At 38.8% G+C, this 22,528-nt stretch carries 12 protein-coding genes and 1 pseudogene; 12 read left to right on the forward strand and 1 reads right to left on the reverse strand.

Annotated elements, in window-relative coordinates:
• Positions 1–82: 82 nt before the first annotated feature.
• The 6 genes and pseudogenes from EBO34_RS18955 to rpsI form a co-directional block, all read left to right on the forward strand.
• Positions 83–4,156 (forward strand): HigA family addiction module antitoxin, encoded by a 4,074-nt coding sequence (locus EBO34_RS18955; protein ID WP_122901584.1) that lies wholly within the window; start codon positions 83–85, stop codon positions 4,154–4,156.
• 285 nt (positions 4,157–4,441) lie between these two features.
• Positions 4,442–7,309 (forward strand): ATP-dependent helicase, encoded by a 2,868-nt coding sequence (locus tag EBO34_RS18960; protein ID WP_122901586.1) that lies wholly within the window; start codon positions 4,442–4,444, stop codon positions 7,307–7,309.
• Positions 7,310–7,324: 15 nt separating this feature from the next.
• The gene (locus EBO34_RS18965) at positions 7,325–9,184 is read left to right on the forward strand and encodes a site-specific DNA-methyltransferase (RefSeq protein ID WP_122901588.1); all 1,860 of its coding nucleotides are present in this window, start codon (positions 7,325–7,327) and stop codon (positions 9,182–9,184) included.
• Entirely contained in the window at positions 9,177–11,795 is a 2,619-nt protein-coding gene (locus EBO34_RS18970; RefSeq protein ID WP_122901590.1) for a TnsA endonuclease N-terminal domain-containing protein, read from the forward strand. The genes EBO34_RS18965 and EBO34_RS18970 overlap by 8 nt, the downstream gene beginning before the upstream one ends.
• A 185-nt stretch (positions 11,796–11,980) precedes the next feature.
• The gene (locus tag EBO34_RS18975) at positions 11,981–12,667 is read left to right on the forward strand and encodes a hypothetical protein (RefSeq protein ID WP_122901592.1); all 687 of its coding nucleotides are present in this window, start codon (positions 11,981–11,983) and stop codon (positions 12,665–12,667) included.
• A 165-nt stretch (positions 12,668–12,832) separates the two neighbouring features.
• Positions 12,833–12,898 (forward strand): annotated as a pseudogene (gene rpsI / locus EBO34_RS18980) (30S ribosomal protein S9); the annotation flags it as partial.
• A 90-nt stretch (positions 12,899–12,988) separates the two neighbouring features.
• Here rpsI and EBO34_RS18985 read toward each other — a convergent pair.
• Positions 12,989–13,780, reverse strand: a complete 792-nt coding sequence (locus EBO34_RS18985) for a YheC/YheD family protein (protein WP_122901594.1) — start codon at positions 13,778–13,780, stop codon at positions 12,989–12,991.
• A gap of 228 nt (positions 13,781–14,008) precedes the next feature.
• Between EBO34_RS18985 and EBO34_RS18990 the strand changes: the two genes are divergently transcribed.
• The 6 genes from EBO34_RS18990 (at position 14,009) to EBO34_RS19020 (ending at position 22,491) form a co-directional block, all read left to right on the forward strand.
• Positions 14,009–15,373: a YheC/YheD family endospore coat-associated protein gene (locus EBO34_RS18990; protein WP_122901596.1), complete on the forward strand. Its 1,365-nt coding sequence runs from the start codon at positions 14,009–14,011 to the stop codon at positions 15,371–15,373.
• Between the two features lie 590 nt (positions 15,374–15,963).
• Positions 15,964–17,670 (forward strand): sigma-54 interaction domain-containing protein, encoded by a 1,707-nt coding sequence (locus tag EBO34_RS19000; protein WP_249414155.1) that lies wholly within the window; start codon positions 15,964–15,966, stop codon positions 17,668–17,670.
• A 277-nt stretch (positions 17,671–17,947) separates the two neighbouring features.
• Positions 17,948–19,567 carry a long-chain-fatty-acid--CoA ligase gene (locus tag EBO34_RS19005; RefSeq protein WP_122901600.1) on the forward strand — a complete coding sequence of 540 codons (1,620 nt, stop codon included), beginning with the start codon at positions 17,948–17,950 and terminating at the stop codon, positions 19,565–19,567.
• Positions 19,564–20,343: an enoyl-CoA hydratase/isomerase family protein gene (locus EBO34_RS19010; protein ID WP_122901602.1), complete on the forward strand. Its 780-nt coding sequence runs from the start codon at positions 19,564–19,566 to the stop codon at positions 20,341–20,343. The genes EBO34_RS19005 and EBO34_RS19010 overlap by 4 nt, the downstream gene beginning before the upstream one ends.
• Before the next feature lie 18 nt (positions 20,344–20,361).
• Positions 20,362–21,111: a 3-oxoacyl-ACP reductase FabG gene (gene fabG / locus EBO34_RS19015; RefSeq protein ID WP_122901604.1), complete on the forward strand. Its 750-nt coding sequence runs from the start codon at positions 20,362–20,364 to the stop codon at positions 21,109–21,111.
• A gap of 228 nt (positions 21,112–21,339) precedes the next feature.
• Positions 21,340–22,491, forward strand: coding sequence for an acyl-CoA dehydrogenase family protein (locus tag EBO34_RS19020; RefSeq protein ID WP_122901606.1), 1,152 nt, complete (start codon positions 21,340–21,342; stop codon positions 22,489–22,491).
• Positions 22,492–22,528 lie beyond the last annotated feature (37 nt).

Genomic DNA, 22,528 nt, shown 5'->3' on the forward strand with positions numbered 1-22,528 from the left:
CTGTATTGTGTTGCGATACACGATACAGTATAATCGATTTATATACTAGAATTGGATAAATTAACCAAAGGAGGTTAGGTATATGGATAAAAGGGTTGATATTGGAACTTCAATTGGTTCCTATATTAAAGAAACTGTTATTCCTAAAAACATGTCTGTAAAGGCAGCAGCAGAGATACTTGGAGTAGGGCGGCCTGCACTCTCAAACCTTCTCAATAATCGTGCCTCACTTTCAGCTGATATGGCAGCGCGTATGGAAAGAGCGTTTGGGATTAGTGCACGTGATTTACTGGATATGCAAGCAGAATATAAGACTAAGAGTTCGAAAGAGAAAGGAATCACGGCTTCTACAAGAGCCTATGTACCACCTTTTATGCAATTTAAAGCAAATGATATTGAAGAATGGGCTTCAAATATCAAAGCTAGGACACGTTTTGCGGTGTTTCTTCGTACCCTTATAAATTCAACTGGGTTAAAAATTAAGAGTATAGATTTTCCTGGGAATGATGATGCTGAGCGTCCTGGATGGGACGGATTCCTAGAAACTGAGGAAGGAACGCCTTGGATTCCTGCTGGCCTGTCAGGTTGGGAGTTTGGAACTAATAAGGAACCAAAGAAGAAAGCGGATAAAGATTTTAATAAGAGTGTTGAACAAAACACACTCGCTGTGCGTTTAGAAACAACATTCGTTTTTGTAACACCTATCCGATGGCATGGTAAAGATAAGTGGAGGAAAGAGAGACAAGAGGAAAATAAGTGGAAAGAAGTGTTAGTTTTTGACTCAAGTGATTTGGAACAATGGGTTGAACAATCGATTCCGGGACAGGCATGGCTTGCTAATGAAATGGGGGTTTCAGCTGAAGGCGTAATATCACTGGATGAGTGTTGGAGGCGGTGGGTTGTGGACACAGATCCACAGCTCTCCCAGAATTTTTTTGATCCTATTGTAGAAAAATCAAAGAATATTGTTTTGGAGAAGCTAACTATATGGGAACCGATAACGATTGCAAGTGATTCAAATGACGAGGCTTTAGCGTATGTATATAGTCTGTTTTCATGCAATGATCTTGACCTGACAAGGTTTCGTGACAGAATAGCGGTGTTCACTAAACCCGGAGTATTATCTAAGCTAGCAGCAAAACCTTCAGATTTCATTGCTGTAATAACAAACCGGGAAGTAGAACATGAGTTAGCCCCACTTAAAAAAAATCTGCGTTCAATTATTCTATATCCACGAGGGGCGACGAATGCAGAAGTAGATGTTACTCTTGAGCCGCTAATTTATGAACACTTTAGCAATGGTTTAGAAACAATGGGATACAATCGTGATCAAATTATGAGGTTAAGTCATGAATCGGGTAGATCACTCACTGTCTTGAGACGTCGCCTTTCTAATCTCGAGGCAATTCGTACTCCCGAGTGGGCGTCTGATAAAGAAATAGTCACTACTCTCAAAAACTTTGTCTTCGCTGGAGCTTGGGAAACTAGGAATGAGTCAGATAGGTTAATTCTTTCTCTTCTAGCAAGTGACGTAGAATACGAAAATCTGGAAGATCAATTTGTTGATCTAATCTCGTCAAATAATAGTCCGGTTTGGTCAATTGGGCATATGCGAGGATTAGTTTCAAAGATGGATGCTTTGTATGCCATAAACAGAAGAATATCAAGTGGGGATATCGAACGGTTTCTACATGTTGCATATTTAGTTCTTTCCGAGGATGATCCATCATTGGATCTTCCGGAAAATAAAAGATGGGCTGCTAATATATACGGAAAAACGAGAGAAATATCCTCTACACTGAGAAAAGGAATAAGTGAAACACTAGTTCTTCTTGCAGTTCACGGTAATTCGCTTTTCCTAGAAAGAACGGGGAATCACATTAGTTCTAAGATTGAAATGTTGGTTAGGTCTCTTTTAAGTCCTCTAACAACCCGCAAGTTGGAGGCTCAATCAGAGGATTTACCCTTGTACGCAGAAGCTGCCCCTGAGATGTTCCTACAGATTCTAGAAGATGATTTAAGCGCTGATGCACCTCAATCACTTGATCTTATGAGACCTGTAGATTCAGGAATATTTGGGCGAAATCCAAGAACTGGCTTACTTTGGGCTTTGGAGAGTTTAGCGTGGTCACCAGAGTATCTTATGAGAGTGGTTAAAATTCTGGCTGAGCTTTCTAAGAGAGAAATAGAGGATAATTGGGTTAACAAACCAGGAGAAACTCTAAAGTCGATATTTCGATGCTGGATGCCACAAACTGCAGCATCATTTGAAGAACGAATCTCTGCATTTGAATATTTAGTTAGAGAATATCCTGAAATTTCGTGGTCTCTGTGTCTTGAACAGTTCAATGGTCAATCTAAAATCGGATCTTTTAGCTACAAACCTCGATGGCGTTCAGAAGCTCATGGCGCAGGAGAGCCGGTGGGAGGCAATGAACGTTACGGTTTTTCTAAGGTAGCACTTGAATTTGCGTTAAATTGGGAAAAGTACACAGTTAACATGCTTTGTGATCTTGTTTCCTGCATGAGAAATATCCCTAAGAAATCCCAAGAATGCATTTGGGATATTATTGAAAATTGGGGTGCGACTGCAAGTGAATCCGAAAAATCAATCCTGCGTGAGAAAGTTAGAACGAGTGTACTCGTACATCAATCTAGTTTGAATAATGTGAAGGGGGGGGATGATGAGAGAGCTACAATAATATTTAATAATTTGGAGCCGAATAATATCATTTTGCGACACGAGTGGCTGTTTAAAAATCTTTGGGTTGATGAATCTTTTATTGAACTCTTTGACGATAATCTTGACTATGAAGGACGTTCTAGAAGGATTGAAACCTTAAGACTAGAAGCTCTCACAGCAATAAAATCTGAACTAGGCTTACAAGGTATACTCGAAATTGCGGGCCGTGGTGAATGTGCAAGGATTATTGGAGAGCTCCTAACCGACATGATTACGGATCAACAAGAGATAAGAAAACTTGTTGATGAGATCTTAAGTGTATGCTCTTTTGAAGATTCGCCAATTTGTAAATCTGTTGTTTCAGGAATATTCCGGGGAATAGTGAGTCAGGGTAAGGTAGGGCTCCTTTCACAGATTATTAATAAACGTAAACCTAGTAATGCTGTTTCCCTGTTAATACAAGCACCATTCGTGAAAAATGTTTGGGAGATTGTTGAGGATCTTGAGGCCACAGTTCAGGTGGAGTACTGGAAAAAGATAACCCCACAATGGCTCGGACATGCAGATCAAGAAGAAATACATTATGCTATTGACCAACTTATCAGAGTGGATCGACCTAGAGCTGCTTTTAAAAATATTCAGTACAATCTTAAAGCAATCCCACCTAAACTTTTATTCAGACTGGTTTCGGCAATAGCATCCATTCAAAGTGAGCCAGAAGGAAATTACATGTTAGACAGTTACCATGTAGTCAAGGCTTTAAAATGCTTAACAGACAGCGGGGAAATTACTGTTGATAAGATGGCGGAATTGGAGTTTCAATTTATTGATGCATTCTCGAGAGAAGAAGACACAATCCCTAATCTCGAAAAGCACTTGGAAGATAATCCTGAACTTTTTGTTCAAGCAATAGTGATGGCGTATAAAAGAGATGATGGAAATGAAGATCCAATAGAATTTCGTCCAAAAAATCAGCATGTAAAGGAACAACTTGCAAACGCAGCATTTCAACTTCTTGACAAATTATCATTTATTCCTGGGCATAATAGTGAAGGTGAATTAGATTCTGAACTGATTATAAAGTGGGTAAAAAAAGTTAGGCAATTGTCATTAGAGCTCTCTAGGAAAGACATATGTGATGTTTGTATCGGTAATTTGTTTTCGAAAGCTCCGATAGGTGAAGATGGTATTTGGCCGTGTCAACCAGTTCGTATAGCTCTCAATAATATTTTAAACGATAGGATATCTAGAGGATTGATGACAGGTATGTATAATTCTCGCGGTGCTCATTGGAGAAAGAATGGTGGTGACGACGAGAGAATATTGGCGGCTAAGTATGAAACTTGGGCTAAAGCACTGGAATTTAGCTACCCTCAAGTAGCAGCATTTTTAAAGAGGATGGAGAAGTCCTATATGACCGATGCTGTAGAAGAAGATTATAGGGCAAAGGTGGAAAAACGGCTGCTCTATTAAATTTTGTTCCTAACATGTAATGAAAGCATTCTCTCTATTAATACAGTCTAAAACCTCGTATGTAAATACGGGGTTTTTCCGTTGTCGTTTATTCTATTCATCTAATTAATTGAACATAAACCATTTAATTATTCTTAAAATTCAGGTAAGGTGAGAGGGGATAGTTACCGCCAATTTTTGGTTAATAGCAGGATATTTAGCCTGGTGCAAAATGTATAAGATACCTCAAGCAAAATAACTGGGGGAAGGAGCATTTACGGGCCTAAACCTCAACAGGAGGATTTTATGATTAGCAACAACCTTAATTTACATCAAAAACAAGCCGTTGAAACCACTGAAGGGCCAGTTTTAATAATAGCTGGTCCAGGTTCGGGAAAGACATTTACTTTGGTAGAAAGAATATACCACTTGATAACTGAAAAAGAGGTGGAAGCAGAAAACATCCTGGTTGCTACTTTTACTGAAAAAGCCGCAAAGGAATTAGTAACGCGTGTCTCCAATAGGCTGCATGAAGGGAACATTAAGTTTAATTTAAACGAAACGTACCTAGGAACTATTCACTCAATTTGTTTGCGTTTACTTGAAGAAAATCGTGAATTTACTCGATTAAAAAAGAATTATATTTTGATGGATCAATTCGATCAACAATACTTTATTTATCAAAAGGTACATCAATATGATCAGATTATCGGATCTGATTTAATACTGGGTGATCAGTCTAGGTGGAGAAAGGCTGAGAACCTTGTAAAGTGGATTAATAAAGTTAGTGAGGAAATGCTGGACATCAAAGATCTAAAAAGCTCTCCAGATCCTCAAGTTATAGCCTTAGGGAAATGTTATGAGCTATATCAACAACACCTAGAAGAAGAGAATTCACTAGATTTTTCAACGATCCAACTGGAAACATACAAGTTGTTAAAAAATCACCCAGAGGTTCGAAAGGGCTTAAATGAAAAAATACATTATCTAATGATCGATGAGTATCAGGATACTAATGCGATCCAAGAAGAGATAATCTTTTTATTAGCAGCAGAAAAACACAATTTATGTGTAGTTGGAGACGATGATCAAGGTCTCTATCGTTTTAGAGGAGCTACAATCAGAAATATTTTGGAATTTCCTAAAAGGTTTTCAAAGGGAGATTGTAAGCAAATTGAATTATCAATAAACTATCGTTCACATCCATTAATCATCCAATATTACAATGAGTGGATGGAGCAACAGAGCTGGCACTACGGAGGTAAGACTTTTCGTTTTGATAAAAAGATTAAACCAAAAGACGGGGAGCATCCTAAATGCCCGACTGTCATTAAGTGCTCTGGTTCCGATGGGTTAGATAATTGGTATGAAGAAGTATACCTATTTTTAACTTCGCTAAAAAAGAAAGGGAAACTTACTGATTGGAACCAAGTGGCCTTTCTGTTTAAATCTGTTAAGAACTCTAAGACTATCGGGTTAGCCAATTATTTAGAGGAAAGGAATATTCCGGTTTATTCCCCAAGATCGAGTATGTATTTTGATCGTAAAGAAATCAGGCTTTTAATTGGCGCTTTTCTGTTTTTATTTCCTCAGCTTCCCGAAGTGAGGAAGTGGAGTGATGATGCATATTTGCAGGAGTGGGAAATGTATGATAAATGTTTTGAAGAATTTGTAGACGAGCTACGCAAACCAGGGAATGAAAAATTGCTTAAATGGGCCAGGAATAAGGCGAAAAATCACTATAATCTAAGTGATAATACCGATTATGCTTTTGCAGGGTTGTTTTATCAGTTACTTCAATTTGATCTATTTAGCCGCTACTTAGAGTCTGATGCAGAGAAAGTTAGTGATAATAGAGCTGTCAGGAATGTTTCCTTGTTTTCACAGTTGCTAACAAAGTTTGAATACTTACATCGGGTGTCTGTATTAACACCAGTTAATGTTAACCAAGTGTTGCGTACGTTCATTAATCAGTATTTAAGGTTCTTGATCAATGGTGGGATTAATGAATATGAAGACGATTCGGAATATGCGCCAAGTGGTTGTGTGTCATTTTTAACAATCCACCAATCCAAAGGTTTAGAGTTTCCAGTTGTCGTGGTTGGGTCACTTGAGTCTACACCTAGAAAACAATACTCAGACCTAGATGAGATATTACAGCAAAATTATTACCATAAAGAGCCGTTCGAACCATTAGAACGAACAAAGTATTATGACTTCTGGAGGCTTTATTATACCGCGTTTTCTCGTTCACAGAATTTGTTAGTGCTGAGTTGTCAAGAAAATAAAGCAAGTGGCAGTGGTACAAGGAATGTTCCATCGAAAAGTTTTATTGACTCCTACCAACATTTGAAAAGTTGGAGAGGCTTAGACGGTATTTATGGTTTAAGGTTAGAGAGAGTAAAGGATGTAAATATTAAGAAGGAATATTCATTCACATCGCACATTAATATTTTTGAAACGTGTGCGCTCCAATATAAATTTTACAAAGATCTGGAATTCTCCCCGGTCCGACAGGGGGCAACGCTATTTGGAACGCTTGTTCACCAGACTATAGAGGATATCCATAAAGCAGCTCTGCGAGGTGAGGAAGGAAAGATATCAAGTGACAACGTTGAAGATTGGTTTAATTCAAATTATAATAACCTGGTAAAAAAAGAACGGATCTATCTCGCTCCACAAATCAAAAAGGCTGCTCTAGGACAAGTTGAAAGGTATGTAGAGCGGCAAAACAATTATTGGTCTCATATTAAAGAGGCAGAAGTTGACGTTTCACTAGTAAAAGATGGTTATATCCTAAAAGGCACTATTGATTTGATTAAAGGTGAGAATGATACGGTTGAAATTGTCGATTTTAAATCAGAAAAAAAGCCAGACTTGGTAAAAGAAAAAGATACAATGTATCATTATAAACGCCAACTTGAAGTGTATGCTCATTTAGTCGAGGAACGAACTGGACAAAAAGTAAGCAAGATGCATTTGTATTACACCGGGGAAGACGATAGTGTACCTTATGTAACGTTTTCGAAGGATACAGAGGCAATTGAAAAAACTATTTCTACATTCGATGACATTGTAGAACGAATTGAACAGAAAGATTATACCGTGAAAGAGCGGCCTAAAAAACATTGCCGAAACTGTGATATGCGGTTTTATTGTGATCAGAAGCTGTAATAAGGAGTGTTAACCATGAGTGAAATCAATTTAACCCAAAACGAGGAAACAAATGTTGAAAAATATGCATTTGAACCTATTAAAGGGTACCCAATGCTAAACTGGAAGGGAAAACGTCCATTTCGTTCAACACAGTTTTATCCGGCTCAACTAAAAGAGACACATGGTGAACCAGTAAATGGATGGCTAAACAAAATCTTTTGGGGAGACAATTTACAGGTAATGAGTCACTTATTAAAGGAGTACAGAGGAAAAATAAAATTAATATATATTGATCCTCCTTTCGATTCAAAGGCTGATTATAAAAAGACGATTACGTTAAATGGAGCTAGTGCAAATAATAATTACACTTCTTTTGAAGAAAAACAATATACTGATATTTGGAGCAATGATGATTATTTGCAATTTATGTATGAACGCTTAATGTTAATGAAGGAATTGCTATCTATTGATGGAAGCATTTGGGTTCATTGTGACTGGCGAAAAAGTCATCATTTAAGAAGCATCCTCGATGAAATCTTTGGGCCAGATTGTTTTAAAGCACAGATCACTTGGCGAACAATGACTTCTAGTGGTTATAAAGGAAAAAAGAGTCTAGGTCGAAGTCATGCAGATATTCTTTATTATAGTAAAAGTGAAAACAATTATATTTATAACCCTACTTATACTCAGATGAGTAAAGGTATGCTAGAAAGATATAAACATGAGGATGAAGACGGAAGAAAATTTAAGGATAGTTATTTAGGAGATGTTACACCTAAAACTGTTGAAAACCTTAAAAGAGATAATAAATTGTACATAACGTCGAATGGTGGATATAGAATTAAACATTATTTAGACGAAGCTAAAGGAACTCTGGTAGATGATGTTTGGACAGATATCTCTCCAGAAAACTCACAATCAAAAGCCCAAACTGGGTACCCAACTCAAAAGCCCGAAAAATTATTAGAAAGAATAATAAAAATAGCCTCTAATCCAGACGATATTGTTTTCGATTGTTTCATGGGATCAGGTACTACTCAAACTGCAGCGCTGAAGTTAGGAAGGAAATTCCTTGGAAACGATATTAATCTTGGATCAATACAGACTGTGACTAAGAGACTCCTCTCATTAACTAAAGAAATAGAAAACAATGGCGGGAAATTAGACGATACTCCAGAAGACTGCGAAAAGTTATATACAGGATTATCTATATATAATGTTAACAATTACGAAATATTTCGAAATCAAGTAGAAGCAAAAAGAGTAATATTAGAAGCTTTAGAAACACAAGAAATTAAAACTAATACTATTTTTGATGGAGAAAAAGATGGTCGAATGGTAAAGGTGATGCCTGTTAATCGCATTGCTACCAAAGCAGACTTAAACAATTTAATAACAGACTTTGATTATAAACTGTTTGAAAAACGTCAACAAGAACATCCGAATCAGCCTGTGGAAAGAATCTTACTCGTGTGTATGGGTCATGCCCCAGACCTTGCAGCGGCGTTAGAACAAGAGGCTGGCTATAAACTAGATGTAGAAGTCGTTGATATTTTAAGGGATAAGTCTAATTTGGAGTTTAGGCGAGATGCTGAAGCTGATATTTCAATTGAGGACGGACAGTTAGTGATTAAAAATTTCTATCCGTTGAATCTCTTACAAAAGTTAAGCATTATGAAAGAAAATGTAAAGGATTGGCACGAGTTAGTTGAATCGGTCATGATTGATTGGAACTATGATGGTGCGGTGATAGAGCCGAGTATTGTCGATATACCTGGAAAAAATAAGTTTGTTGAAGGTACTTATAAAGTCCCGGAAGAAGCTGGAACGATTAGGGTAAAAATCACCGATTTATTGTCAGAATCGTTAGAGGTGAGTGTTGAAAATGTCTAACAAAAAGGACTTTGCCTTAGATTTTGCTTTCTTTAATTACTTGAATCAGTTTTATGAGGAAAATAAAGGAACGATCCGTAGGCGTTACCGTACACTTTCAAAAAAGTTTCTGGACTATAATGATCCCGATAATGCTAATTCTTTTTTACGAGGACCCCAATTTGAAGCATTAGAAATGTACATCTTTCTTAAAGAATATTTAAACAATGCTCAAGTATATCAAATCTTTAATGATTGGTACTACAAGCAAAACGGTTTTGAAAAAAGGCGTGATTATGGTTTAGGAACAGATGAACAGATGACTTTATTCGGGATTAACGAAGATCAGTATAAATCTGTTTTTTCTCGTATGAAAAAGTATGCAGAAGAGTTTGCTCAAGAGTATCCGAACTATATTTTTGCACTGACAATGGGAACAGGGAAAACAATCTTAATGGCAACGTGTATATTTTACGAGTTTTTACTTGCAAACAAGTTTCCAAAAGATAAAAAGTATTGCCATAATGCCTTAGTGTTTGCTCCTGATAAAACAGTTCTCCAATCTTTAAAAGAAATTCAGACTTTTGATCGTAGTAAAGTCGTTCCATCTGAGTACCTAAATTGGCTTGATACACATTTGAAAATACATTTTCTTGAGGATACAGCTACAACATTAAACACAATCGATCGTTCGAAATTCAATATCATTATCTCTAATACACAGAAGATTATTTTAAAGCGGCAGCGTAAAGAAAAGAGTGTGGTAGACAAGCTTTTTAGTACGCCTTCTTTTGATCGAGATTCTGTATATAATAAGGCTCTAGATCTTTATGGATTTGATCAACCAGAGGATGAAGATGAGTTGATTGAAAACCAGCGTTTTTTGAAGTTAACACGACTTGAACAGTTAGGAATATATGTAGATGAAGCTCATCATTCCTTTGGAAATGCACTGGCAAAGGACATGGGATTAAAGAAAGCAAAAACGAGTTTGAGAATTACTATTAATGAGCTCTCTAAATCATTGGAAGCCTCGGGAACAAGTGTTGTAGGTTGTTACAACTATACAGGTACACCATATGTAGGGAAGGAGATATTTCCTGAAGTTGTCTATGCATATGGATTGAAAGAAGCTATTGATAAAAAATATTTGAAGGAAGTAACAGTGAATGGATATTCAAATGCGAAGACAATTGAATTTCTTCGTATAGTAATTAAGGATTTCTGGGAGAAGTATGGAGAAAACCGACGTGAAGGTTTATTACCTAAGTTGGCGATCTTCGGAAGTAAAATCGAAGAGATCGAAAATGAATTGAAACCAGCAGTTGAGCAAGTTCTCCATGAGCTGAATATATCGAATGAAAAAATTCTCGTAAACGTTGGTGATTCCAAGCTAACTACAAACGACGATATACGTGAATTTAATCGTTTGGATAGTCCTAACTCCGAAAAACAAATCATCCTACTCGTGAACAAAGGAAGGGAAGGGTGGAATTGTCGGTCCTTATTCGGAGTGGCTCTCTATCGAAAACCTAGGTCGAAAATCTTTGTACTACAAGCAACAATGAGGTGTTTGAGGGCGATAGGGAATCTTCAAGAGACAGCAAGTGTATACCTTTCTAAAGAGAATATGTCAATTCTGCATGATGAACTCCAAGAAAACTTCAGAGTGAGCGTTGAAGATTTAAAAGGAGATAGTAAAAGCCAGCGCTATAAAATAAGGTTGGTTCCGCCACCGGTAAAAGTGAAAGTTAATAGAAAGAGCAAGCTACACAGAGCAAAAGAAAAACAGGTTTCAGAAACTATTGATTTTCAATTTGAAAAGGTCGATCTAGAAAAGTACAAGCTAAAACACATCGAACAAAAAGGGCTTGTGAAGGGTGTTATAATTAAAAATAAAAAAAATGAGAACGATCTTTCAGATCAACGAGAAACTAGAAAGTTTAGTCGATTAACTCTCGTAGCTGAGATTGCTCGTTACTTAAACTATTCATGTATTGAACTAGACAAAATTCTGATGAAGGCTAAGCAAAGCTTCGATGAAATTCTTGCTTATGTGAACAGGTACAATGAATTGTTATACGACTGGATAATACCACGACTTTTCGAAGAAATGTATGACATCGAGAGTTTTGAAAAAGTAGAGGAAAAGGAAATCGAATTAGTTAAAGAGCCAAAGCAGGGGTATTATGAGATGTCAGCAAATCCTAACTTAGTTGTAGAAGTTAATGATGAAAATTTCAGCCAGTTATTTGATAAGTCGTTCCATTTAGATACTTATTGCTTTGACTCAAAACCAGAGAAGAAATTCTTCGAGGATATAATCAAGAGTGATGAGATTAATAATGTATATTTCACAGGAATGCTTACTCATGGCCAATCTGAATTTTTTATTCAATACATCGATCCTGAATCCAATACAGTAAGAAGTTATTACCCAGATTTCCTTATCGAAAAAAAGGATGGCAAATGGCTTATCATTGAAGTTAAAGGTGATAACAAGATTGATGATCCGATTGTACAAGCTAAAGAAAAGGCAGCTATAGAAACTGCATTTGCTAGTGAGATGAAATATTCAATACTTGCTGGAAGCGAGGTTATGGCAGGGAAGTCTAAAACAGTCTTAGAGTAAAAAGGAATTAAGGGGAGGATATAATATATTCAACTAACCTTATATTTCTCTCAATACAGATTTCAGCGTAATATAAAAGTAGACATATCAAGTGGCACCTAGATTATGCACCTGGGTGTCATTTTTCTTTCTTTAACCTTAGCTATATAATAACTCGTCTGAAAATAGAAATAGGGGGTATACTATTGAACTTTATCAATAAGAAGGTGATTAGAAATTTTGCCGTTTTTATTGCATTTATAATTCCTGTAATTATTTCTTGGAAGGCTTATGAAATATCAAAGGAAGCAAATGAAATTGCTTTGCAATCTTTTGAGATTCAACAAAAAGAATACGAGGCAAAAACCGAATTTATACTAGGGGGTCCCTACGATAAGGAGAAGAAGGAAATTGAAATAAGACCTCTTACACAGGGGACGGAAATAATAAGGTTAAATATCGACTTTCCAGGCGAGATTAATAGTAATAGAATACCGTTAACAGGTACTTTAGATACTAAAGAATTAGAAGTTTGGATAGTAAATCAAATTGAAAACATGTCGAAAAGAGATGAGCGGTTTAATATTCCAGATGTTGATATCGGAAATGAGATTAAGGGAATAAAGGTCAGTGGAGAATTACCGGTAATTATTAATTCTGAATACGTTGCGAGTCATGAATCTTTTCATGTACAAAATCTTTATCGTATAAATTATATTGGATCTTTATTAAGAGAGGGGAAATTTGAGATTGAACACATTGCTCTATTAAGAGATGTAGACTTGGGAACAGGAGAATATAGTGAGGAATTTCTTATGATGGAATTAGAAAGGTATTTATATAATAAAATAGATACTGATTTTATATTTGAAGGAATACCGTGGTCAAATTGAAATTAGTGGTTGTTAAATTAATCGAGAACATTTCTTTGACCACGTTTTGACCACGAAACATAAATAAGGATATTTTGCTCATTTATATTGAATGCAAAAAAGCCCTATAAAATAAGGCTTTTCGCTAATCATTTTATTCTCAATTTCTTCGTATTAAATAGTTAAATCAAAGAGCGTAAGAAATACGGTCTTAAAGCAGCTCGTCGTGCTCCTCAGTTCTCGAAGCGTTAATTATCAACACTTCAAAGGCTCTCAACCATTTTTGGTTGGGAGCCTTTTTGTTAGAATACAACAGTAGCTTTTTAGTTATGACTGCTACTATTACTTGCGTTTTTTTCTATTTCTCCTTCTCATTTTGCGATTATAGGCTTTTATCTTTTTAATTCGTCTTCTCATTGAAGAGTCCTTTAATCTGTTGAACCCTTTAGTTCCAGGCACCTCATTTGCTTCGAAGAAAAAGATCCGGCCATTATCTTCTATTCCAACATCCATTCCCCAAATCAGCCAGTTCTTAAATTTCTTTGTAGCACATGCTTGTTTTGTGGCTTCAAGACTGACTTTATCAATTTTTGAAAGAAGTGCTGAAATATCAATTTTTTCATCAATGGTCGATAACCTTATTGCTTCTTCAACAGGAAATACTCTTCCGCCTGCAGCTAAATTCGTTTTGAAAAATCCTTTTGCAGATGCTTTTGCATATTTACCAGTGACTACCCAATTATCAGTACCGAATTTCCGCTGAACAATCACTCGAATATCAAAAGGTGAGTCGTTTATTTTAGCCAAAGCAACATGTTGTTGAACGAGATACTGGGTTCCCTTTGTATTATCAATTACAAAGAAGTAGAGATTACCTTTATTAGTGAATACTCTTCTTTCATCTTCACGGTGAACCTCATACTTGTCTTCTCCCAATTTTTTTACCTTTAATATCCCAATTCCTTTACCGTAGTTTTCTTTTTTTAAAACAATAACATTATATTGATTTAACATTGCCCAAAAGTTTTTTTGGGTCAGTCTTTTCGTATCAGGCAGAGTTTCTTTTACCACACTGTTTTGAGAAAGAATTTCCTGCATACTAAGTTTAGAAAATCTTATTGGCGTCCTATTCATTCTATTCCTCCCGTTTTTACTACTCAATTATTAATATGAAAGAGAATTGGTTTTGTCTGGATGCCTTACTTAATAATGATAAAAAAGATATCTCTCTTTATTCTTTCAGACCCAACGAATACGAAAGTGTGGATGCTGCTACCAGGATAAAAGAGGACATACACGTATTTTAAAGGCAGATAGTGACCAAAAAATGGAAATAACCTCACTTTAATATGAGACCTACATATGATGCAAGTAAACGTGTTAGTATCATTGAAAGTGAGTGATAAAATGGAATGTAAAGTAGTAAGAGATAATAAAACCAGTGGAGCGGTTACGTTACCTTCTCTGTTAGCAGAGAGGATAAATATAAGAGTTAATTGTGAGAAGCGCATTAGTTTTGGAATAAAATCACTACCTGTCATCATAAAAAAATCAGATGATATAAAAACAGTTAACGTTTCAGGGGATATTGCGGATACTCTGAACCTCCCTGTGTATCCAATATATTCCATAGAAAAGGTGCGTGATAGTATTATTTTAGGACCTTATATTGGTATACTGGCTTCTACTCGTGAAAGAAACCTAAAGAGAAAATTAATGATGCTAAAGAGTTATGTTAATCAATACGCTGCATACAAAGGAGCCATTTTAGTTTTTTCAATGGATAGAGTGAATAAGAAAGCCAGGCGGATAAAAGGGTACCTTTACAATCCGGAAACAAAAAAATGGGTAGCCGGGAACTACTCATTCCCAGCCAGTATTATTAACAGAGCATATGTTTCAAAGAAAAACCTATTTTATCTGGAAAGTGTGTTGAAAGGGAAAATCTTTAATTCAACCCATTTTAATAAATGGCAGATGTATAAAATGCTGAAGAAGTTTCCGGAGATTAATAATCACCTCCCTGAAACAAAGGTTTACAAAAGTACAATGGATATCCTGCATTTTACACAAGGATCCTCAGCGTACCTAAAGCCATTATCGGGAAAAAAAGGGAAAAGGATTTTAAAAATAGACAGGCAGGATAATGGTATAACGATTTCGGCGGGAAAGGGAAATAATACAAAAAAATATAAGTTTCAGAATTCGGAGCAGGTACATCGGTTTGTTAAAAAAATTTATAAAAGAAGCCGGCTTATTATTCAACGTAACTTAAATTTAGATATTATTCCCGGGCATCAAGTCGATTTCCGCGTCGTAATGGTAAAAGATCAGGATAAACACTGGAATAGTCTGTTTATATTCGGGAGAAAAGGAGCCAGAGGGAATATTGTAAGTAACCGTTCTCAAGGAGGAAAGGTATACCGGGGTACTGAGCTGCTGATGGAGGCATTTAATCTAGATGAAACAGAGGCGGCAGGTTTTATTAAAAGAATGTCTGAACTCGCTATACTTGCGGCAGAAAAGGTTGATAAGTCAGGACACAATATGGGGTTTTACGGAATTGACCTTGGTGTTGATCAAAATAAAAAAATTTGGATAATCGAGATGAATAACCGCTCTCCCAATGATAATATAGGTTCTAAAATTGGAGAAAGAAAAGTACTGTATAATGCACGTTATTATAATATGATGTATGCTAGAAGGTTAGCCGGTTTTACTGGCTGATCTTTAAAGGCTGTAAATAAATCATTACCTAACCTTCACCCAAAACAACGGGTGGGGTTTTTGGTGTGGCCCGCAGGCACACATTCCAAGTGGGTAAAGATCCACTCAGTAACTTAACCCTTTAAAGTACTGTAGACGAAGGGACATCCTCCCTCGAAAGAAAAGGGTGGACAGGGTGTCTCCTGTGAAGGGGAATCCGAAAGGTCTGCAGGTAAAGTACAGCCTGGAATTACTCACTCCCGGAGATGGGGAACTGACGAAGAGAAAGTTGGATGCGGGAAAGCTGCACGTCCGGTTTGACGAGAGATCCGAGGGCGAAAGCCCTCGTCCTACTACTCTACTGTTTTTTGGGAGAAACCTTTGTTTTGTTGGGAGCCAGGACTTGTTTAAGGGAGATATTTTTCATTTGGTGGAGTTAGCTTCAGCTTTACCGAAGTTAGCTAGTAAACCATTAATTCAATACATTTTTCAAAGCTGCCCAAAAAGCCTTGTCAAATAATGATACAATAAAAAGAAATGATATCGGTTACAATGTATATTTAATTATCTGAAATATCAAAATATATTATGGGTAAAAGGCGGTGCCGTACGTGGAACTACAGGATATTAGTCGCGAGGAACTTTTAAATTTTTTACCCTTTCCATCGTTCATTGGTGATCAGGACGGTCGGATTATTAATGCGAATGACGAACTGAACCAACTGATCGAGATCAACCAACAAAACAAACTTGAAGAAAGCATCGAAGCAAATGAGATAAAGAATTATTTCGAAGGGGAGATCCTGCATATTCTGATTGACGGGTCTTCATACCTTTTTATTAAAAAAGAGGTGATGGACCACCCGCGTAAAGAGTTTTTGTATATCGGCGTGCAGTCAACGGGGGTAAAAAAACTTGTGAGTCGTCTGAAGAGGACGGAGGAGCTGAACAGAGAGTTGGACGCGATTATCGACAACTCGTATGACGTGATTTATATTACGGACAAACACGGCATGACCCTTAAAACGAATAAAGCGATCGAACGGGTCACAAGAATACCTAAAGAGTACTTCGTTGGTAAGCGTGTCGACGAATTGATCAAGAGAGGCATATTGAAAAACTCGGTTACTCATCATGTACTAAAGAAAAAAAGAACGGTCTCTTTTGTCCAATCCAACTACGAAGGCAAAGAGATGCTCATAACGGGGAATCCGGTCTTTAACGCCAAAGGGGAAATCGAAAAAATCGTAACAAACGCCAGAGACTTAACGGAGCTCAATGAGCTTCAAGCGGCTCTCAGTAAAGCGACGGAGCTTAACAAGACGTATAAAAAAGAGCTGGAAACGTTGAAAGGAAAAAAAGTAGATGACGGTGGCATCGTTTTGGCGAGTGAAGAAGTAAGACTCATATACGAGATGGCCAACCGGATCTCGAATGTGGATGCTACGGTTCTGATTTTAGGAGAGACGGGTGTAGGGAAAGACGTACTCGCCAAATACATTTACAGCAACAGTTTCAGAGAAAAAGAAGGGAATTTCATTAAAGTCAACTGCGGTGCGATTCCTGCGGAGCTACTCGAGTCCGAGTTGTTCGGCTATGAAGGAGGCGCGTTTTCAGGGGCTAGTAAAAACGGAAAAGCAGGAATGTTTGAACTGGCGGATAAAGGTGTTTTGTTCTTGGACGAAATTGGCGAACTCTCTTTGTCACTCCAAGTGAAGTTGTTGCGAGCATTGCAAGAACAAGAGATTATGCGGGTAGGGGGAACGAAGCCCAAGAAAATAAATGTTCGAGTGATCGCCGCTACAAACCGTAAATTAAAAGAGATGGTACAAGAAGGAACGTTCCGAGAAGATCTGTATTACCGTCTCAATGTGATACCGATTCAAATTCCTCCGTTAAGAGAGCGAAGAGACGACATTGTCCCATTAGTGAACATGTTCTTGAATAAAGTGAACAAAAAATATGATTTATCAAAGACGATGAGTCATCGATTGAAAAACTTCTTTGTTTCCTTTAAATGGAGTGGGAATGTAAGAGAGCTGTCCAATTTGATTGAGAGATTGGTGCTCGTCACGGACAGGCAGATGATCGATATTGAACACCTCCCGGAAGAATACTTGACCACAGGTGATATCCCGGTCCCGAGCAGTTCATCGTCAATGACCCTAAAAGAAGCAGTCGAACGTGCTGAAAAAGAGGTGCTGGCGTCAGCGGCAAAAGAATTTACGAACACGTATGAAATAGCAGATAAGCTGGAAACGAGTCAGCCGACGATCGTAAGGAAAATGAAGAAGTATAACATCAAAACAGGCAAATAAAGAGGAATTGAAAGAGGTCCTATCCGTTAGGTCCTCTTTTCTTGATTCATTAATGAATGACCAAGTTGTTTTCGTATCAACACTCCTCTTTAACAGTAGGGCTAAAACATAGAGTATGGGGGGTTAAATCACCAGATGCATTGAAAACAGGAGAGTATCGTTGTTCACAAAAATTGGCATGAGTATTGCATCTATATAGAAAGTAGAACGAATGTCCTTTTAAAATGAGAGGTGTGAAAGAACTGCATCATATCGATTAAGAGAAGGGGTGAGAGAGATGTCACATCAAGTGAGTGAGGACGCAGGTGCCATTCCAAGAAGCCTGAACGTGCCTGAAGACTCCCTTTACCACATGCTGAAAAGAACGGTAAAGACGAACGAGAAGAGAATAGCTGTAATCTTTGACGAAGAAAAGGTTACATATGGTGAGCTTTTCGATCAGGTTAATCGATTGGCCGATTCCTGGAGAAAGCTCGGAATGAAAAAAGGAGAGATGCTCGGTCTTATGCTGCCTAACCAGACCGATTATATTGTCTGTTTTTATGCAGCACAGGCTTTGGGGATGACTGTCGTGCAGATCAACCCGAATTATACACCTAGAGAGCTTGTCCAAATCATTCATAGCGCCAAAATCAAGCGTATTGTCGTTTCAAAAACAAACCTGGATACCGTTCTTCATGTTCATGGTCTTCAAGCGATCGAAACCATCATTGTCTCTGATGCGCCGGACAAAAGCGAAGATACCGAGGAGCTCTTCAGTTTGGAGAGGCAAATCAATGAAGGGGGAAGCGTCTCTCATGATACACAGATCGATGTAAAAGAAGATGTGGCCGTGATTCAATACACCGGTGGCACAACAGGTCAGATGAAAGGCGCGATGCTCACTCATTACAACCTGGTAGCAAATGTGGAGCAGAGCTTTACGATGTATGGAAGCAACATGGAACAAGGGAAAGAAGTGTTCCTGGTGGCAACCCCTCTCTACCATGTATATGCCATGACAGCCGGGATGAATTTGGGGATCCGGATCGGCGCGACGATCTTGCTCATGAGGAAGTTTGAGATTCAAAGAGCTTTGGAATGGATCAAGACTTACAGACCGACTTATTTTCCCGGTGTTCCCGGTATGTACACGGCCTTCGTCATGCATCCGGAAGTGGAAAAGTACGGACTTGATTGTTTGAAGTTTTGCTCTAGCGGGTCGGCACCGCTCCCGGTTGAGATCATTAAACGGTTTGAAGCGTTAACAGGTGCTGTGATTGGTGAAGGGTTTGGTATGTCTGAAGCGTCACCTACGACTCACCGTAACCCTGCTGAAGGGGTCAGAAAAATTGGAAGTGTCGGTCTGCCGTTACCTGGCACAGAAAGCAGAATTGTAGATGATGACAATCAGGAACTGCCACCGAAATGCGTTGGTGAATTGATTATTAAAGGTCCCCAGATTATGAAGGGATACTTGAACAACGAAGCCGACACGGGGAATTCGTTACGAAATGGATGGCTTTATACGGGAGATTTGGCCATGATGGACGAAGATGGCTATTTTTACATTGTCGGTCGGAAAAAAGAAATGATTTTAATTGGCGGGTTTAACGTGTATCCAAGGGAAATCGAAAATGTGTTATACGAACACCAAGATGTGAAGGAAGTTGCTGTTGTAGGAATACCTCACGAAGAGAAAGGGGAAGTCATCAAAGCCTTTATCGTGTTGCGGGAAGGGGCCACTGCCGATGTGGAAGAATTGAAAGGGTTCTGTTACAGAAACCTGACTCGGTATAAAGTACCGAAAGACTTCGAGATCAGAGATGCCCTTCCAAAGAACACGGTAGGAAAGTTGTTAAAGAGGTCATTGGTCGAAGAAGAAATTGGCAATCAAAAAAAGGAGCGTGATGAATGATGTTTTCAAATATCGAAGTAATCAAAGACGATCGGGTAGCGTTTATTACAATCAACCGGGAAGAAGTGCGAAACGCCTTGAATAAAGAAACGTTAGGAGAAATTTCTGCTGCGTTAAAAGAATTAAACGATGATAGCTCTGTTGGTTGCGTGGTGTTTACCGGAAAAGGGGAAAAGTCGTTTGCTGCCGGGGCAGACATTGCTCAATTAAAGGAGAAATCAACGATAGACGTGTTCAAAGCCGGCGGAATGCAGGAAGTGTACGATGAAATTGAAGCGTATGATAAGCCGACGATTGCCATGATTAATGGATTTGCTTTGGGTGGCGGCTGTGAACTTGCCATGGCTTGTGACATCAGAGTGGCATCAACCAATGCCAAGATGGGTTTGCCGGAGTTAAACTTGGCGATCATCCCCGGTGCAGGTGGAACACAACGTTTAGTACGCATTGTGGGGAAAGGAAAAGCCCTTGAACTTATTTTGACTGGGAAGATTATCGGCGCAGAAGAAGCGGAACGAATTGGCCTTGTATCTTCAATCGCCGAGCCGGATCAACTGTTGGAGACTGTCATGGTCACTGCGCATCAGATGCTTTCTAAAGGACCACTAGCGTTAAAACTGGCGAAGATTGCCGTGCACGCCGGTTCTGAAGCAGATATGAAAACAGGCCTTCTCATTGAAAAGCTGGCACAAGGAATCTTATTCTCATCTGAGGACAAGGACGAAGGCACGCAAGCTTTTCTCGAAAAAAGAAAAGCCAACTTTGTCGGAAAGTAATGTAAAGGGGCGTTTCACGTGGGACGATTAGAAGGTAAAGTGGCACTCGTTACCGGGGGATGTAAAGGCATCGGTCGAGCGATTGTGAATCGATTTCTTTCTGAGGGAGCCCGAGTATGCGTGGCAGACTATGACAATGACGCTGGCAAATTTGAAGATGGATCGAAAGACGGTCCGCTTGTTTTTAAGGCTGATGTTCGTAAACGAGACGAGATCCAAAGCGTGTGTGACAAGATTGTAGCTACCTACGGGCAGATTGATATTTTAGTGAATAACGCGGGCATCATTCGAGATCATTTGCTCTATAAAATGAGAACGAGCGATTGGGACGATGTGATGGACGTCCATTTAAAAGGAGCCTTCTTTTGCAGCCAAGTGGTTCAAGAATATATGGTCAAAGAACGATACGGACGTATTATTAATCTCTCCTCTACCTCTGCCCTCGGCAATAAAGGACAGGCCAATTATGCTACGGCTAAAGCCGGTATCCAAGGGTTTACAAAGACGTTGGCACTGGAGTTGGGCAAATACGGGATTACGGCAAACGCCATTGCCCCGGGATTTATAGAAACGGATATGACCAAACAAACCGCTAACCGATTAGGAATCGACTTTGAGACTTTGATCGAGGCAAGCAAAGCACGCATTCCTGTAGGTCGAACGGGAAAAGGAGAAGACATTGCGAATGCTGCCGTCTTCTTCGCCGAAGAATCCTCTTCATTTGTAAACGGCCAAGTCCTTTATGTAGCGGGAGGACCAAAAGCATAAAAGAAGCACCTGCGGGATGCAGGTGCTTCTTTTATGAGCAAGAGATTCAGAAGCGAGTCATCACAATAATTCAATAATGAATCAATTGATACCCAAGTGGATTGCATAACCTTAGCCATGTTCAAGAACGTGCACCATTCGTCGGTTTTTGATCGTGGCATGAATATTGCATTAATTTATGATCAAGTAGATTGTGTGTCTTAAAAATGGATAGAGAGGGAGAGAGACATGGACTTTTCATTAACGGAAGATATAGACTTTTTGCGTAAAGGCGTCCGAAAGTTTGTAAAAGAGGAAGTCGAGCCGGTGGCAATGGAAATCGAACAATCAAATGAAATCCCTGAAATCGTAAAAGAGAAGTCGAAAGAATTAGGTTTGTTTGGTATCAGTATCCCTGAAGAATACGGCGGACTCGGGCTCGACATGATCGGAAAATGTGCCATATACGAAGAACTGGGAAAAACACATAACGGATACACCACCTTGATTGGCGCCCATACCGGTATTGGCTCGGTTGGGATCGTAGAGCTCGGAACAGAAGAACAAAAACAGAGGTATTTACCGAAGATGGCGACGGGAGAATGGATTGGAGCGTTTGCCCTGACGGAGCCCAGTGCAGGATCGAATGCGGCCAACTTAAAAACGAGAGCAGAGAAAAAAGGGGACAAGTACATCCTTAACGGCTCAAAACATTACATTACCAATGCGGTGGATGGTCACGTATTTACGGTGATGGCGGTTACCGATCCAACAAAAGGGGCAAAAGGAATTACGTCCTTTATCGTTGAAAAAGATTTTCCTGGTTTTCAGCTTGGTGCGGTCGAAGAAAAGATGGGGTTAAGAGGCTCTCATTCAGCCGAGTTGTTTTTTGAAAACATGGAAGTGCCAAAAGAAAATGTGCTCGGAGAAGAAGGGCAAGGGTACGTGAATGCCCTGAAGATCTTGGCAAATGGTCGAGCGGGTCTGGCTGCAAGGAATCTCGGTTCTTGCGTAAAGCTTCTTGAACATTGCATGGAGTATGTATTCGAACGAAAACAGTTCGGAAAGCCTTTATTCGACCAGCAAGCCATTCAACATATGTTAGCAGATATTAGCGTTCAAATTGAAACCCTTCGTTCGTTAACGTACAGAGTGGCTTGGATGACCGATCAAAAGCAGCGGGTTGTAAGAGAGGCAGCCATTGCAAAGCTATACGGGTCCGAAGTCTACAATAAGGTGGCCGACCTGGCTGTTCAGATTCACGGAGGGGTCGGTTACATGAAAGATTATCCGATCGAACGTTATTTCCGAGATGCGAGAATTACGAAGATCTACGAAGGTACATCTGAAATTCAACGAAACATCATTGCGGGAGAATTAAAAAGACAGGCCGGAAAATAAGCACGATTCACCAGAGGTGCCAATCTGAAGTAATGAG

The organism is Alteribacter keqinensis (assembly GCF_003710255.1).
In the GTDB taxonomy this organism is placed as follows: Bacteria; Bacillota; Bacilli; order Bacillales; family Salisediminibacteriaceae; genus Alteribacter; species Alteribacter keqinensis.

What these genes read in the sequence shown, in the direction of transcription:
- EBO34_RS18955 (WP_122901584.1), top strand. Translation starts at nt 83, where the DNA reads ATGGATAAAAGGGTTGATATTGGAACTTCAATTGGTTCCTATATTAAA.
- EBO34_RS18960 (WP_122901586.1), top strand. Translation starts at nt 4,442, where the DNA reads ATGATTAGCAACAACCTTAATTTACATCAAAAACAAGCCGTTGAAACC.
- EBO34_RS18965 (WP_122901588.1), top strand. Translation starts at nt 7,325, where the DNA reads ATGAGTGAAATCAATTTAACCCAAAACGAGGAAACAAATGTTGAAAAA.
- EBO34_RS18970 (WP_122901590.1), top strand. Translation starts at nt 9,177, where the DNA reads ATGTCTAACAAAAAGGACTTTGCCTTAGATTTTGCTTTCTTTAATTAC.
- EBO34_RS18985 (WP_122901594.1), bottom strand. Translation starts at nt 13,780, where the DNA reads ATGAATAGGACGCCAATAAGATTTTCTAAACTTAGTATGCAGGAAATT.
- EBO34_RS18990 (WP_122901596.1), top strand. Translation starts at nt 14,009, where the DNA reads ATGATGCAAGTAAACGTGTTAGTATCATTGAAAGTGAGTGATAAAATG.
- EBO34_RS19005 (WP_122901600.1), top strand. Translation starts at nt 17,948, where the DNA reads ATGTCACATCAAGTGAGTGAGGACGCAGGTGCCATTCCAAGAAGCCTG.
- EBO34_RS19010 (WP_122901602.1), top strand. Translation starts at nt 19,564, where the DNA reads ATGATGTTTTCAAATATCGAAGTAATCAAAGACGATCGGGTAGCGTTT.
- EBO34_RS19020 (WP_122901606.1), top strand. Translation starts at nt 21,340, where the DNA reads ATGGACTTTTCATTAACGGAAGATATAGACTTTTTGCGTAAAGGCGTC.